The sequence below is a fragment of the Streptococcus sp. A34 genome (assembly GCF_043674115.1).
GTDB classification, from domain to species: Bacteria; Bacillota; Bacilli; order Lactobacillales; family Streptococcaceae; genus Streptococcus; species Streptococcus suis_V.
The window spans coordinates 1-14247 of record NZ_JBIMJM010000018.1 but is presented as its reverse complement, the minus strand read 5'-3'; the positions used below and the strand labels follow the sequence as shown (position 1 = coordinate 14247).

Sequence of the window (14247 nt, the reverse complement as noted above, 5' to 3'; positions counted from 1 at the left end):
GAAAGATTAAATTTTCTCACATTTCGCTGACTCTGTATGTCAGAAATTCTAACATTATAAAAACCTCGATTTTGCATTAATTTTCATAATATGATACAATGGGAAAGTTATTTTATAATAGAAGGAGTATGGAAATGAAGAAAAAATTATTCATGCTATTGGCAAGCATTTTGCCGGTCTTCTTTATTTTTACAGGTGTCCAGGCAGATGATACGATCGATATCGTCTTTGACAATGCCTATGCACCATTTGAATTTAAAGATTCTGACCAAACTTATAAAGGATTAGATGTTGATATTATCAACGAAGTTGCAAAACGTTCAAATTGGAAAATGAATCAATCCTTCCCAGGATTTGATGCTGCTGTCAATGCGGTCCAGTCTGGTTCGGCCGATGCCCTCATGGCTGGTACGACCATTACCGAAGCCCGCAAAAAGGTCTTTACCTTCTCAGACCCCTACTTTGATACGAAGATTATCATTGCAACAACCAAGTCTAACAAGATTTCTTCCTATGAAGACCTCAAAGGTAAGACAGTTGGTGTTAAAAACGGTACTGCTTCTCAAACCTTCCTCGAAGAAAACAAGGACAAGTACGGTTTTACTATCAAAACCTTCGACACAGGGGACACGATGTACAACAGTCTTTCCACTGGCGCTATTGACGCTGCTATGGACGATGAGGCGGTTATCCAATACGCTATCCAACAAGGGCAAGACCTGAGCTTGGACATCCCTGGCGAACCAATTGGATCATTTGGTTTCTCTGTTAAAAAAGGAAGCCAATATGAGTACCTCGTTGATGATTTCAATAAGGCTCTTGCAGCTATGAAAGAAGACGGTACCTACGAAAAAATCATGAATAAATGGTTTGGTGCAGCTACCGCCTCTGCTGATACGCAGAACTACTCATCTCGCTTGAAATTATCTGGTGATGCTACTAAAAAAGCAAACCCTATCAAGTCAAGCTACACGATCGTTTCAGATTCATCATTTGCCCCATTTGAATACCAGGACGAGTCTGGTAAGTACGTCGGCATTGACATGGAATTGATCAAGGCCATTGCGGAGCAACAAGGAATCACCATCACTATCCAAAATCCTGGTTTCGATGCAGCCCTTAACGCTGTCCAAGCTGGTCAAGCAGATGCCGTTATCGCTGGTATGTCGATTACTGACGCTCGTAAGGAAATCTTTGATTTCTCAGATGCCTACTACTCGTCTAATATCCTGCTGGCTGTTAAAAACGGCAGTGACATTGCATCCTATGAAGACCTCGAAGGAAAGACAGTCGGTGCCAAAAACGGTACAGCGTCTTACACTTTCTTGGAAAGCAACAAAGACAAGTATGGTTATACTTTGAAGGCCTTCGACGAGGCTTCTGGCATGTACGACAGTCTCAACTCTGGCTCAATTGACGCCCTCATGGATGATGAAGCGGTCCTCCTCTACGCTATTCAACAAGGTCGTGATTTCGCTACTCCAATCCCAGGTGAAAAATCTGGTGAATACGGATTTGCTGTGAAAAAAGGCAGCAATCCTGAACTGATTGAAATGTTCAACAATGGCTTGGCTGCATTGGTAGAATCAGGCAAGTACGATGAGATTTTCAACAAATACTTCAATGCCAAAGAAGAGACAACACCAAGCACAGCCACTGAAACAGTTGATGAAACCACCATTTTCGGTCTCTTGAAAAACAACTACGGTCAGCTCCTGTCTGGTCTTGGTATTACTGTTGGTTTGGCTCTCTTGTCATTTGCCATTGCTATCGTCATCGGTATTATCTTTGGTATGTTTGCGGTGAGCCCAATCAAGGCCCTTCGTGTTATCTCATCCGTCTTCGTTGATGTGGTTCGTGGTATTCCGTTGATGATTGTTGCAGCCTTCATCTTCTGGGGTATTCCAAACTTGATTGAGTCTATCACTGGTCAACAATCACCAATCAACGACTTCGTAGCCGGTACCATTGCCCTATCGCTTAACTCCGGTGCCTATATCGCAGAAATTGTCCGCGGTGGTATTCAAGCCGTTCCTGCGGGACAAATGGAGGCATCACGCAGTTTGGGTATTTCCTACGGGACAACCATGCGCAAGATTATCCTGCCACAGGCTGGTAAAATCATGCTGCCAAACTTTATCAACCAATTCGTTATTACATTGAAAGATACGACCATCATCTCTGCGATTGGTCTTGTCGAACTCTTCCAAGCTGGTAAGATTATCATTGCCCGTAACTACCAATCCTTCCGTATGTATGCAATCCTTGCTATCATATACTTGGTGGTTATCACCCTCTTGACTCGCTTGGCACGTAAACTTGAAAAAGGAGGCAAATAATGGCTTTATTAAAAATCAATGTTGAAGACCTGCACAAGTCTTACGGGAAAAACGAGGTCTTGAAAGGCGTCTCTGCAAAATTCTACGAGGGGGATGTTGTCTGCATTATCGGTCCTTCTGGATCTGGTAAATCAACCTTCCTTCGTACACTCAACCTCCTGGAATCCATCACAAGTGGTCATGTTATGGTAGATGGTTACAATCTGACTGACCCTAAAACAGATGTTGATGCCTTCCGTGAAAATGTCGGAATGGTATTTCAGCACTTCAACCTCTTCCCACACATGTCCGTCTTAGAAAATATCACCTTTGCTCCTATCGAACATAAAAAATTGAATAAGGCTGAAGCCGAGAAAGTCGGCATGGAATTACTGGAAAAGGTCGGTCTAGCAGACAAGCGTGACGCTATGCCAGATAGCCTGTCCGGTGGTCAGAAACAGCGTGTAGCTATTGCCCGCGCGCTGGCTATGAACCCAGACATCATGCTCTTTGATGAACCAACGTCTGCCCTTGACCCAGAAATGGTCGGCGACGTACTCAACGTTATGAAAGACCTAGCTGAGCAAGGCATGACCATGTTGATTGTTACGCACGAGATGGGCTTTGCCCGCAAGGTTGCTAATCGCGTCATCTTTACAGACGGCGGTGAATTCCTTGAAGACGGCACACCCGAACAAATCTTCGACAACCCACAACACCCACGTCTCAAAGACTTCCTGGATAAGGTCCTGAACGTATAAAGATTAGAAAAAACCTTGCTTTGTCAAGGTTTTTTGAGTTTCTTCAAATTATTATTAGCGTCTTTTCTGGATGTAATATAAAGCCCATCTTGCCCCGATACAAGGAAAGTAGAGTGAAAAGGTCGATTTCCCAGCACCGGGACTATTAATCATCATTATACTGTCACCTTGTAAGACCAGCCCTTCTCTGTTTTTTCGAGCCTGCTAAATCCCATCTTCTCAAACAGACGCTGGGAACCAATATTCCAATCATAAATTTCTCCTACTCGAATTTCTGTGAAGCCTAGCTCTTTCGCACGTTCTATCATCCGTTTTAAGACCTTGCCACCAATGCCCCTTGCCCAGTAACGGCTATCGCCGATGGAAATCGCAAAGTCATCTGCCAGCAGGGTCACGTCTCCAATTGGTCTCCAACCACACTTTTCCCGAATTTCTATCCAGTAGCACTCGCCATTTTCCGATAAAAAACGGTACATCCTAGCTAATTTTTCCAAGCTGTAGGCTTCTTTCACACCGTCAACCAACCAGACTAGCTCCATATTTTGATGCCAGTCAAAAGCAAGCTCATATTGACCATCATAGGCACGAAGGCGTACGGTAGTATCAATTTCTAGTTGCTCTGATTGTCTTATATTCCTTATTGGCATTGCGATTTCTCCTTTTCCCTTTCATTATAGCATAAGGATGTTTTATATGTGACAAATGCTCAAAATAGGTGTATAATTACTACATAGTGATATTCAAGGGAGGAATTCTTATGTCAAATGTACTTTTATTCGGAGCAAGTGGCTTTTTAGGTCAAGAAGTGATGGAAAAATTGATTGCGAGCGGTCATCAGCTAACTGCTATTACACGGTCATTTGATCCTGAAAATAGCAAAAAATTCCGTCCAGACGTCAACTGGGTAGAGGCAGACCTCTATCAAGCAGATCAGTGGAAGGAATTGCTTAATGACCATACTGTTGTCATTAACTTGGTCGGCATGGTCAAAGAAGAGCCCGAAAAAGGCTTAACCTATGATAAGGTCATTCTCGGTGCTGCCAAGGTGATTGCGGATGTTATGGCTGATAAAAGTGACCACCACTACATTTACGTATCTACCCACCTCGAAGGGCTTGCGACGCCAGAAGGCTACCGCAAGGCTAAAAAAGAGGCGGAGGATTATCTCTTGGCGCAATCCTTCAAAACGAGCATCGTCCGTCCTAGCATGATGTACGGTCCAGGCAAGGCAGGGACAAATGAAAGAGCCCAGGCTATTCTGGAAAAAATGGAACCTGCAAGTCCAGCTTGGGCCGGTCGACCAATTGCCGTGGAAAAGGTTGCCCAGACCATTGCTAACATTGTCAACGGAAAAACTGACCAAACCATATTCGAAAATGATGATATGGCTTGACAAATTATTCCCAATCAGATATAGTAATACTATCAAAAGAATACGAGGTAAAGGACCATGGACACAGACAAGTAATCTCTATTAAGTTTATACTTAGAGGTAGCTTGCCTGTGTCTATTTTTCCTGTTCTCCTATTCCCAAAATAGGTCTTTTTTGAGCAGGCACGCTACTGAGTAAGTAGTGTGTTTTTTTCTCATACAAGGAGGCCTTATGCTCATCACAACACAAAATCTCTCGATCCACCACCAAAAAGACCTGCGTCCACTCGTAGCCAACCTCACCCTCACCATCAATAGTGGCGATAAGGTGGCGATCATTGGTGAAGAAGGCAATGGCAAGTCCAGCCTTCTCAAGACCTTGCTCAATCCAGACATGGTAGCAGACTATCTCCTGATAAGTGGCACGATTCAGCGCCACTTCACCGCACCGATCTACATCCCACAGTCTCTTCCTTTGGAAATGGCAGAGCTGACACTCAATGACTACTTCTTTTCTCAAGTAGATCTGGATATTGATTTCGGACTGCTCTATCGCTACGCCGACCAACTGGCTTTTGACAGTGACCGATTGAGCAGTGACCAATTGATTTCTAGCCTGTCCGGTGGAGAAAAACTTAAAATCCAACTCATCAAATCGCTCGCTAAGCATTCTGATATTATTTTCCTAGACGAACCGTCAAACGACCTAGACCTAGATACGCTCTCATGGTTGGAAAACTATATTGCCACTAGCTCCAAAACGATTGTCTACGTCTCACACGATGAGGATTTTCTTGCTAAAACTGCCACAAAAATTGTGCATTTACAATCTGTAAAGAAAAAAATGCTGGCCAAAACAAGCGTTCAGACCATAGATTATCAAGCCTACCGTGACCGGCGCGAGGCAGCCTACTATAAACAGATCCAGCAAGCGCAAAACGACCGCAAGGAATTTGAAAAAGTCATGGAAAAACACCGTCGCCAAAAATCTCAGGTCCGGAATACCTTGCTCAATACCCATGATGCAACAGCTGGACGGCTAGTAGCCAAAAAGATGAAATCTGTTTTAGCTAGGGAAAGGCGCTATGAAAAACAGGCAGAAAGCATGACCAAAATGCCCTACCATGAAGATGCCATTCACCTGTTCTTCTCTGACATTCAGCCGGTACCAGCTCACAAACAGATTATCGACGTACAGGGTGAAGAACTGTGGTGCCATGAACGCCTGTTGGTCAAAAATCTCTTCATGAAGGTCAAGGCTGGTGAAAAAGTCGGCATTATCGGAGCCAATGGTGTCGGAAAATCCAGCCTCATCAAGTTCCTCTATCAGCATCTGCAAACCAGGTCTGACCTACAGCTGGGCTACATGCCTCAGCACTACGCAGATTTATTGCCATTAAGCAAAACTCCTCTCGCATTTTTAGCAGGAGAAAAGGATAAAGAGGAACAAGAGGCTGCTCTCACCTACCTGGCCAGTCTCCAATTCACCCGCGAAGAGGTTCACCATGCTATTTCCGATTTATCTGGTGGGCAACAAGCAAAATTACTGCTCTTAAAAATGGTATTGGACAAGGCCAATGTTTTACTACTAGACGAGCCCAGTCGCAATTTTTCACCCATTTCACAGCCCTACATTCGTAAATTATTATCGGATTATCAGGGGACACTTATCTGCGTCTCGCACGATCGGCGATTTTTGAGGGAGGTCTGTCATCAAGTTTACAAACTAAGCAAGCAAGGACTATACAGGCTAGACAGCATCTAAAAAAGTCTCACAGCGAGACTTTTTCAGAATACAGACAAACTAAATTCTGGATAAATAAACTGAGTAGCTCTACTAAGAAAAAACAAAAATTTAGTTTATTTTGCGAGCGGAACGAGCCCTAAGTCAGGACTTTCCGCTGTGATGAAAATGCCTGAAACGTTGTCCGTTTCAGGCATTCGGAGTATTTGAGACCTTAGGCTCAAATACTAGGTATGGAATTCCGTAGGTAGCTCAAACAGTCTGGGGGACTGTTTGAGGAGTAAACCTAGAAACAAGAAAGTTTACTACCGTCCGACATCACCTCAGGAAAGTCTGAAAAGAGATTTTGTCTACAAACTCAAAAAGTCTCACAGCGAGACTTTTTTGTATTTTTATTCAATTAGGCTGGTTCTAATCATAAACTCATTTCTAAAACAAGCCCAAGGCTGAACCATCTGCTGCCACGTCCATGTTGAGAGCCGCAGGTGCTTTTGGCAAACCAGGCATGGTCATGACATCACCGGTCAAAGCCACGATAAAGCCAGCACCTAATTTTGGTACAAATTCACGGACAGTAATATCGAAATCAGTCGGTGCCCCCAGCGCAAATGGATCATCTGAAAAACTGTACTGGGTCTTGGCCATACAAACAGGCATTTTATCCCAGCCATTCTTGGCAAATTCGGCCAATTGATTGCGGGCTTTCTTTTCAAAAACGACACCCGTTCCACCGTAAATCTGCGTCACAATCTTACTGACCTTGGTTGCCAAATCATCGTCAGACTGATAAATGGCTTGGTAGTTGGCCTGCTGTTTTTCAATGGTTGCGACTACCGTTTCAGCCAAAGCAACTCCACCGGCCGCACCGTCTGCCCAGACACTGGCAAGTTCGACAGGAACACCGATTTGACCACACAGTTCTTTGAGTGCAGCGATTTCGTCAGCTGTATCAGATACAAATTCATTGATGGCAACGACAGCTGGAACACCGTATTTCTGGATATTTTCGACATGGCGCTTGAGATTGGCAAATCCAGCTTTAACAGCCTCGACATTCTCAGTCGCAAGGTCTGATTTTGCGACACCACCGTGCATCTTCAGAGCTCTCAGCGTGGCAACAATCACCACGGCATCAGGCGATTTTGGCAAATTCGGTGTCTTGATATCCAAGAATTTCTCTGCACCCAAATCTGCTCCAAAACCAGCCTCTGTGACCGTATAATCTGCCAAACGTAGAGCCGTCGTAGTCGCAAGGACTGAGTTACAACCATGGGCAATATTGGCAAAGGGACCACCATGAACCAAAGCGGGCGTACCATAAATGGTTTGAACCAAATTTGGTTTAATCGCATCTTTGAGAATGAGAGTCAGCGCTCCTTCCACCTGCAAATCCCGAACAAAAACCGGTGTACGGTCATAGCGATACCCAATGACAATGCTTGCCAAGCGTTCTTTGAGGTCGTCTAGGTCCGTCGCCAAGCAGAGAATGGCCATAATTTCAGAGGCAACCGTAATATCAAAGCCATCTTCACGCGGTACACCGTTCAGCGGTCCACCCAGACCAACTGTGACCTTACGAAGGGCGCGATCATTTAGGTCTACCACCCGTTTCCAAATAATCCGGCGCGGATCCAAGCCCAACTCGTTTCCTTGATGCAAATGATTATCAATCAGAGCAGACAGGGCATTGTTAGCTGTTGTAATGGCGTGCATATCCCCTGTGAAATGCAAATTGATATCTTCCATCGGTAGAACCTGCGCATAGCCACCACCAGCAGCTCCCCCCTTGACACCCATTACAGGTCCAAGCGATGGCTCCCGCAAGGCAATCATGGTTTTCTTGCCAATTTTTGCCAGAGCATCTGCCAATCCAATAGTCACAGTGGACTTGCCTTCTCCAGCTGGAGTTGGGTTGATGGCTGTTACCAAAATTAACTTGCCAAGCTCATTGTCCTTGACTGCATTGATTTTATCAAAAGACAATTTAGCCTTGTATTTTCCGTATAATTCGAGGTCATCAAATCCAATTCCGACCTGCTCAACAATCTCTGTAATCGGCTTGAGTGAAACACTCTGTGCAATTTCAATGTCTGTTTTCATGCTGGCTCCCCTTAGCGAAATATTTTTTTCCAGTATATCACATCCCCATGGAAAATCGGAAACATTTTTATGAAAAATAGTAAGAGTATTCGGATTTTGTAGCGGACTATCATTCAATAACAGTTATAGTTTGATTCCATTTTAGTAATAGTCTATTGGTCGCGAAAACTTTACGAAAAATGGAAAATTTAGTACAATATGGACATGAAAATAATCATTACATCAGGTGGAACCAGTGAGGTTATTGACCAGGTCAGGGCTATCACCAACCACGCAACAGGTACCTTAGGAAAAATCATTGCCGAACAGGCTCTGGCAAGAGGGCACGAGGTAACTTTGGTGACAACCAAGCAAGCTGTCAAGCCAACATCTCATCCTCATCTGACAATTGTAGAAATCACCAATGTAGAGAGCCTGAAAGAAACTCTTGAACCTCTTGTCAAGACCCACCAAGTCCTCATCCACAGCATGGCCGTTTCCGACTACACACCGGTCTATATGACTGGCTTGGACGAGGTTAGGGAAACAGAGGACATCACCAGCCTGCTGGAGAAGAAAAATACGGAAACCAAGATTTCATCCAAGGCTGACTACCAGGTGCTCTTCTTGAAAAAAACACCCAAAGTTATCTCCCATGTCAAACAATGGAATCCAGGCATCCAGTTGATTGGCTTTAAGTTACTGGTTGACGTGCCCAAGGAAGAACTATTTGCCGTGGCACGAGATAGCATCCAGCGCAACAAGGCAGACTACATCCTGGCCAACGACCTAGTGGACATTACTGCCGACAAACATCTGGGCTACCTGGTGTCTCAGACCGAGGCTATTCCTGCGGAAACCAAGCAGGACATCGCCCAACTCATTTTAAATACCGTAGAAAAGGGGTAAGACTATGGCAAGAATTACGCTTGCGGTGACAGGGTCTATTTCCGCCTACAAGGCAGCTGACATCACCAGCCAGCTGACAAAACTCGGTCACTCTGTGACAGTCCTCATGAGCCGCTCTGCTATGGACTTTATCACGCCCTTGACCCTTCAAGCCCTGTCCAAAAATCTGGTCCATACCGACCTCATGCTGGAGGAAAATCCTGCCTCTATCAAGCATATCGATATTGCCAAGGAAACGGACCTTTTCCTGGTGGCTCCTGCCTCGGCCAATACTATCGCCAAGCTAGCAAACGGTATGGCAGACAATATGGTGACGGCGACGGCTCTGGCCATCCCTATCGGGGTGCCAAAATTGGTCGCTCCTGCCATGAATACTAATATGTACCTCCACCCAGCCACACAACACAATCTGAAGACCTTGACAAGCTATGGCTATGAAGAAATCAAGCCTCGGGAGGCCCTGCTTGCCTGCGGTGATTTTGGAACTGGGGCCCTGGCTGAGGTTAACATCATCATAGAGAAAGTGAGTAGAATTTTAAGTGAGAAATAGACAGTCCAATCAGGTGGCCATGACAGCCATTTTTATCGCCATTATGATCATTATCGAGGTCATCAGCCAGGCTATTTTTGCCAGCTTCGTACTTCCTGTCAAGCCAACCATTACCCACATCCCTGTCATCATTGCTAGCATCCTCTACGGACCAAAGCTGGGAGCCAAGCTAGGCGGCTTCATGGGCGTCATGTCCATTATCCGAAATTCCATTATCCTATCGCCTATGAGCTATGTCTTTAGCCCCTTGGTGGAAAACGGGAACTTCTACTCTATTCTGATTGCCCTTGTCCCACGAATTTTGATTGGGGTCACGCCTTATTATATCTACAAATGGCTGAGCAATAAGCCTGGGCTGGCTATGGCGGGGCTGACTGGTACATTGACCAATACCATTTTTGTCCTGTCCGGTATTTTCATTTTCTTTGGCTCTGTCTACAAGGGCGACATTAAACTGGTCCTAGCAGGCATCGTTTCTATCAACTCCATCACGGAATTGATTGTCTCAGCCCTATTGACCGTAGCCATTGTTCCGATTTTGCAGAAAGTTGTAAAATAAATCTCAGAAAATCATGTGAAAGCATGATTTTTTTTTTTGAAAATGGTATAATGAAAGCGTTTAATAGAAAAAATTTTTTAAGGAGATATCCTATGTCTTATCAAGAAACCTATCAAACTTGGCTAGATGTTGCTGACCTGCCTGACTACCTTCGTCAGGATTTATTGGCTATGGATGAAAAAACCAAGGAAGATGCCTTCTATACAAATCTTGAATTTGGTACAGCGGGTATGCGTGGCTATATCGGTGCTGGTACCAACCGCATCAATATCTACGTGGTGCGTCAAGCAACCGAAGGTTTGGCAAAATTGGTCGAGTCTAAAGGTGAAGAAGCTAAAAAACGTGGGGTAGCGATTGCTTACGACACTCGCCACTTCTCTCCAGAATTTGCCTTTGAATCCGCACAGGTCTTGGCAGCCCATGGCATCAAGTCTTACGTCTTTGAAAGCCTACGCCCAACACCAGAATTGTCCTTTGCTGTCCGCCACTACAATGCCGTTGCAGGTATCATGGTGACTGCCAGCCACAACCCTAAAGAATTCAATGGTTACAAGGTTTACGGCGAAGATGGTGGACAAATGCCACCAGCAGATGCCTCTGCTTTGACAGACTACATCCGTGCTATTGACAATCCATTTGCAGTGGAATTGGCTGACTTGGAAGAAAGCAAGGCTAATGGTCTGATTACGGTTCTCGGTGAAGAGACAGACTGCCTCTACCTGGATGAGCTCAAGTCTATCAATATCAACAAAGACTTGATTGCTGAGCATGGTAAGGACATGAAGATTGTCTATACCCCACTTCACGGTACTGGTGAGATGTTGGCTCGTCGTGCCTTGGCTGAAGCTGGCTTTGAGTCTGTGGCAGTTGTCGAAAGCCAAGCAACAGCTGACCCAGACTTCTCAACAGTTGCCTCTCCAAACCCTGAAAGTCAAGCTGCTTTTGCACTTGCCGAAGAACTTGGCCGCGAAGTTGGTGCAGATGTATTGCTGGCAACAGACCCAGATGCTGACCGCGTTGGCGTCGAAGTTCGTCAGGCAGACGGTTCATACTGGAACCTGTCTGGTAACCAAATCGGTGCTATCATTGCTAAGTATGTCCTTGAAGCGCATAAACAAGCAGGTACCCTCCCAGCAAACGCTGCCCTTGCTAAATCAATCGTGTCAACTGAACTGGTAACTAAGATAGCTGAAAGCTATGGCGCAACCATGTTCAACGTCTTGACAGGTTTCAAATTCATCGCTGAGAAAATCCAAGAATTTGAAGAAAAACACAACCATACTTACATGTTTGGTTTTGAAGAAAGCTTTGGTTACTTGATTAAGCCATTCGTGCGCGATAAGGATGCCATTCAAGCCGTTCTGATGGTCGCAGAGATTGCTGCCTACTACCGCTCTCGTGGCATGACCTTGGCAGATGGTATCGACGAAATCTTCAAGGAATACGGTTACTTCGCTGAGAAAACCATCTCTGTTACTCTTTCTGGTAAAGACGGTGCCGAGCAAATCAAGGCTATCATGGCTAAGTTCCGTGAGCATGCTCCTGAGCAGTTCAACAAGACAGACATTGCTCTCTTCGAGGACTTCGCTCTGCAAAAGGCTGTCGCTCTTGACGGAACGACAACTGAACTGACAACACCTCCGTCAGATGTGCTCAAGTACACCTTGACAGACGATAGCTGGTTTGCCGTTCGCCCATCAGGTACCGAACCAAAAATCAAATTCTACATCGCAACAGTTGGCGCAACCTTAGGTGAAGCTGAAGAAAAAATCGCCAATATCGAAAAAGAAATTACAGAATTTGTAGGATAGAAATAAGGTCACAGCTGAGCTGTGGCTTTTTCTATGGTTATATTTTAGCAACTAATAAAATCAGTTACGCCACTTCATCCGCTCGATGATTGACCGGATCAATAACTTGTGGTTGGAAGCACCGAAAAACTCAAAAAACGGCTCTATAAGACTGTAGTGGGTAAATCCCCTATAGAGATTATGGAGCCTTTTTGAGTATCAAAAAGTCCCATATGACCTATAATGAAAAAAGACTAAACCATCATTAGAAAGGAATCATATGGAATAGATAAACAGTCAGGGAAGTGACTGTTTATCCCCGAGCCAAGAAATAATAAAGCGAGGATAGTATCACAAATTTTCTCGGAATAAAAGACAAAAATATTATTATCACTAATGAATACGATACGGGAACGCACAAAGAGCTTCATAGTCATTTGGATTATTCAGCTCCTAAATGCCACTCTTGTCATGGTCAAATGGCTAAATACGATTTCCAGAAAGCCTCTAAAATTCCCTACTTAGAATCTGCTGGATACCCTCTGCTTATCCGCTTGAGAAAGCGCCATTTCTGCTGTAAAAATTGCGGAAAAATGGCTGTCGCAGAAACTTCTCTGGTCAAGAAGAACCACCAAATTGCAACCGTCGTTCACCAGAAAATCGCTCAACTTCTCATCGAAAAACAATTCATGTGATTGAAAAAAACAAGCATGTTTCCTACACTGGAACAATTCCAAGTCTGACCAAAGATTTCATTTTGATAAAAACTACAACAGGTCACATCAATTTGAAATTGAAAGATATTATGAATATTGAACTTGTTGAGGAGGTGCTTTATGAATCAGCTTGAGTTTCAGCGTAATCACCTGCAATGTGTAACATAGCAATTTTCCCTCTATATATTAGCTAGTATTCCTATCTCTATTATACTACTTTACATATGAAAAAGCCCTTAGAAAATCAATTCTAAGAACTTTGTCTTCAGTCTGAGAGAACACATGTTCTCTCTTAATTTTTATCTGCCCACTACTAGCGTAGAACAGCTTATTGGGAAAGCTAACCTTTCCAATTTCTATTGTCATTCTTTACTTGTATAGTCGGAGGACACACAAGAATGAGAACAGATTAGTCTTCGTTACGACGACGTTTACCTGCAAGCGCAAGAGCTGCAACTAGCATACCTGCACCAAGAATTGCTGCCGCAGATGAAGAAGTTTCACCCGTGTTTGGCAATTGAGCTGCTTCTGGTGTTGCTGGTGTTGCTGGTGTAACTGGGGTTACAGGTTTACCTGGCACAGATGGGGTTATAGGTTTACCTGGTACAACCGGAGTTACTGGTGGTGTCACTGGCTTACCTGGTTCTGTAGGCGTTACAGGCGTCGTTGGTTTCTTACGGTAGATGTGAGTTGTGTTACCGTCTGGATCTGTTACAGTCTTACCTGTGAACTCGTATCCTGGGATTGACTTGTTAGGTGTTGTACCCTCTTCTTGCGGTGCAATTGGGTTACCGTCTTCGTCAACGTGGTTTGTTACAACCTTCTTAGCAGGTGTTTCTACTTTGCGGTAAACGTATGTTACTTCAGTAGTCTTACCACCTACAACAGTACCAGTTTCTGAACCTTCCACACGAACAAGCTCATAAGTTGTACCATCTTCTGTAGTGATAGTGTTTGGCTTGTTGTCAGTTGTGTCATAAGACTTACCTGCTGGAGCGTTTGTTTCGTCTTGAACAGGTGCCTTAATTGGTGTACCATCTTCAGTCACATAGTTCACCACAACGTTACCATTTTGAACGTAAGGGATTGGTGTGTCGATACCTGACTCGTCTGGAGTTGGTGGCACATAGCCCTTGCTTGGATCTGTTGGATCAACTGGTTTCAATGGTTCGTTGGTCTTCGGATCTATTGGTGTGTAGCCTGGAACATGTGGAATTGATGGAACTTCATTATTTGGGTAAGGGGTTGTTGGATCGATTGGCTTATCTGGATTCTCAGGATCGAATGGATATGGAACTTTTGGTTCTTCTCCTGCTGGTACACCTGGAATTTGTGGAATCCAGGTAGCGACTTTCTTATACACATAAGTGATCTCAGTTGTCTTACCACCTTCAACTGTACCTGTTTCAGAACCAATTGTCTTAGATGGGATCAAGACATAACGTGAACC

General features: G+C 44.4%; 11 protein-coding genes and 1 pseudogene. 9 read left to right on the top strand and 3 right to left on the bottom strand.

Translation table 11 applies throughout. The annotated features are described in order from the left end of the window. The first annotated feature begins 134 nt into the window (after window positions 1-134). Entirely contained in the window at window positions 135-2339 is a 2205-nt protein-coding gene (locus tag ACHBGV_RS05930; RefSeq protein WP_394735870.1) for an ABC transporter substrate-binding protein/permease, read from the top strand. Then, complete coding sequence (locus ACHBGV_RS05925; RefSeq protein ID WP_105110775.1) at window positions 2339-3079, top strand: amino acid ABC transporter ATP-binding protein; 741 nt, start codon at window positions 2339-2341, stop codon at window positions 3077-3079. Before ACHBGV_RS05930 ends, ACHBGV_RS05925 begins: the two co-directional genes overlap by 1 nt. A 155-nt stretch (window positions 3080-3234) precedes the next feature. Here the strand turns inward: ACHBGV_RS05925 and ACHBGV_RS05920 are convergent, their stop codons facing one another. After that, the gene (locus ACHBGV_RS05920; protein WP_105110774.1) at window positions 3235-3726 is read right to left on the bottom strand and encodes a GNAT family N-acetyltransferase; all 492 of its coding nucleotides are present in this window, start codon (window positions 3724-3726) and stop codon (window positions 3235-3237) included. Window positions 3727-3836: 110 nt separating this feature from the next. Here ACHBGV_RS05920 and ACHBGV_RS05915 point away from each other — a divergent pair, with 110 nt between their 5' ends. Both ACHBGV_RS05915 and ACHBGV_RS05910 read left to right on the top strand, forming a co-directional pair. Next, window positions 3837-4472 carry an NAD(P)H-binding protein gene (locus ACHBGV_RS05915; RefSeq protein ID WP_394735869.1) on the top strand — a complete coding sequence of 212 codons (636 nt, stop codon included), beginning with the start codon at window positions 3837-3839 and terminating at the stop codon, window positions 4470-4472. Between the two features lie 210 nt (window positions 4473-4682). Beyond that, window positions 4683-6215, top strand: a complete 1533-nt coding sequence (locus ACHBGV_RS05910) for an ATP-binding cassette domain-containing protein (RefSeq protein ID WP_394735868.1) — start codon at window positions 4683-4685, stop codon at window positions 6213-6215. A gap of 408 nt (window positions 6216-6623) precedes the next feature. Here ACHBGV_RS05910 and ACHBGV_RS05905 read toward each other — a convergent pair whose 3' ends face one another. Continuing rightward, window positions 6624-8294 (bottom strand): formate--tetrahydrofolate ligase, encoded by a 1671-nt coding sequence (locus tag ACHBGV_RS05905; protein ID WP_394735867.1) that lies wholly within the window; start codon window positions 8292-8294, stop codon window positions 6624-6626. Window positions 8295-8498: 204 nt separating this feature from the next. On the opposite strand from ACHBGV_RS05905, the gene ACHBGV_RS05900 reads away from it, so the two are divergent. From ACHBGV_RS05900 to ACHBGV_RS05880, 5 genes and pseudogenes are all read left to right on the top strand, one after another. Further along, window positions 8499-9182, top strand: coding sequence for a phosphopantothenate--cysteine ligase (locus ACHBGV_RS05900; RefSeq protein WP_394735866.1), 684 nt, complete (start codon window positions 8499-8501; stop codon window positions 9180-9182). A 4-nt stretch (window positions 9183-9186) separates the two neighbouring features. Beyond that, entirely contained in the window at window positions 9187-9732 is a 546-nt protein-coding gene (gene coaC / locus ACHBGV_RS05895) for a phosphopantothenoylcysteine decarboxylase (protein WP_172023103.1), read from the top strand. Window positions 9733-9751: 19 nt separating this feature from the next. After that, window positions 9752-10291 (top strand): ECF transporter S component, encoded by a 540-nt coding sequence (locus ACHBGV_RS05890; protein WP_257118027.1) that lies wholly within the window; start codon window positions 9752-9754, stop codon window positions 10289-10291. 92 nt (window positions 10292-10383) lie between these two features. Further along, complete coding sequence (locus ACHBGV_RS05885; RefSeq protein ID WP_394735865.1) at window positions 10384-12102, top strand: phospho-sugar mutase; 1719 nt, start codon at window positions 10384-10386, stop codon at window positions 12100-12102. A gap of 329 nt (window positions 12103-12431) precedes the next feature. Continuing rightward, a pseudogene (locus ACHBGV_RS05880) lies at window positions 12432-12773 on the top strand (ISL3 family transposase); the annotation flags it as partial. Between the two features lie 433 nt (window positions 12774-13206). Here the strand turns inward: ACHBGV_RS05880 and ACHBGV_RS05875 are convergent. Continuing rightward, on the bottom strand, window positions 13207-14247 hold a 1041-nt coding region (locus ACHBGV_RS05875), incomplete at its 5' end, for a MucBP domain-containing protein (protein ID WP_394735864.1).

Bases quoted from the DNA above. Each gene is read 5' to 3' on its own strand.
- ACHBGV_RS05930 (WP_394735870.1), top strand. From the start codon at position 135: ATGAAGAAAAAATTATTCATGCTATTGGCAAGCATTTTGCCGGTCTTC.
- ACHBGV_RS05925 (WP_105110775.1), top strand. From the start codon at position 2,339: ATGGCTTTATTAAAAATCAATGTTGAAGACCTGCACAAGTCTTACGGG.
- ACHBGV_RS05920 (WP_105110774.1), bottom strand. From the start codon at position 3,726: ATGCCAATAAGGAATATAAGACAATCAGAGCAACTAGAAATTGATACT.
- ACHBGV_RS05915 (WP_394735869.1), top strand. From the start codon at position 3,837: ATGTCAAATGTACTTTTATTCGGAGCAAGTGGCTTTTTAGGTCAAGAA.
- ACHBGV_RS05910 (WP_394735868.1), top strand. From the start codon at position 4,683: ATGCTCATCACAACACAAAATCTCTCGATCCACCACCAAAAAGACCTG.
- ACHBGV_RS05905 (WP_394735867.1), bottom strand. From the start codon at position 8,294: ATGAAAACAGACATTGAAATTGCACAGAGTGTTTCACTCAAGCCGATT.
- ACHBGV_RS05900 (WP_394735866.1), top strand. From the start codon at position 8,499: ATGAAAATAATCATTACATCAGGTGGAACCAGTGAGGTTATTGACCAG.
- coaC (WP_172023103.1), top strand. From the start codon at position 9,187: ATGGCAAGAATTACGCTTGCGGTGACAGGGTCTATTTCCGCCTACAAG.
- ACHBGV_RS05890 (WP_257118027.1), top strand. From the start codon at position 9,752: ATGACAGCCATTTTTATCGCCATTATGATCATTATCGAGGTCATCAGC.
- ACHBGV_RS05885 (WP_394735865.1), top strand. From the start codon at position 10,384: ATGTCTTATCAAGAAACCTATCAAACTTGGCTAGATGTTGCTGACCTG.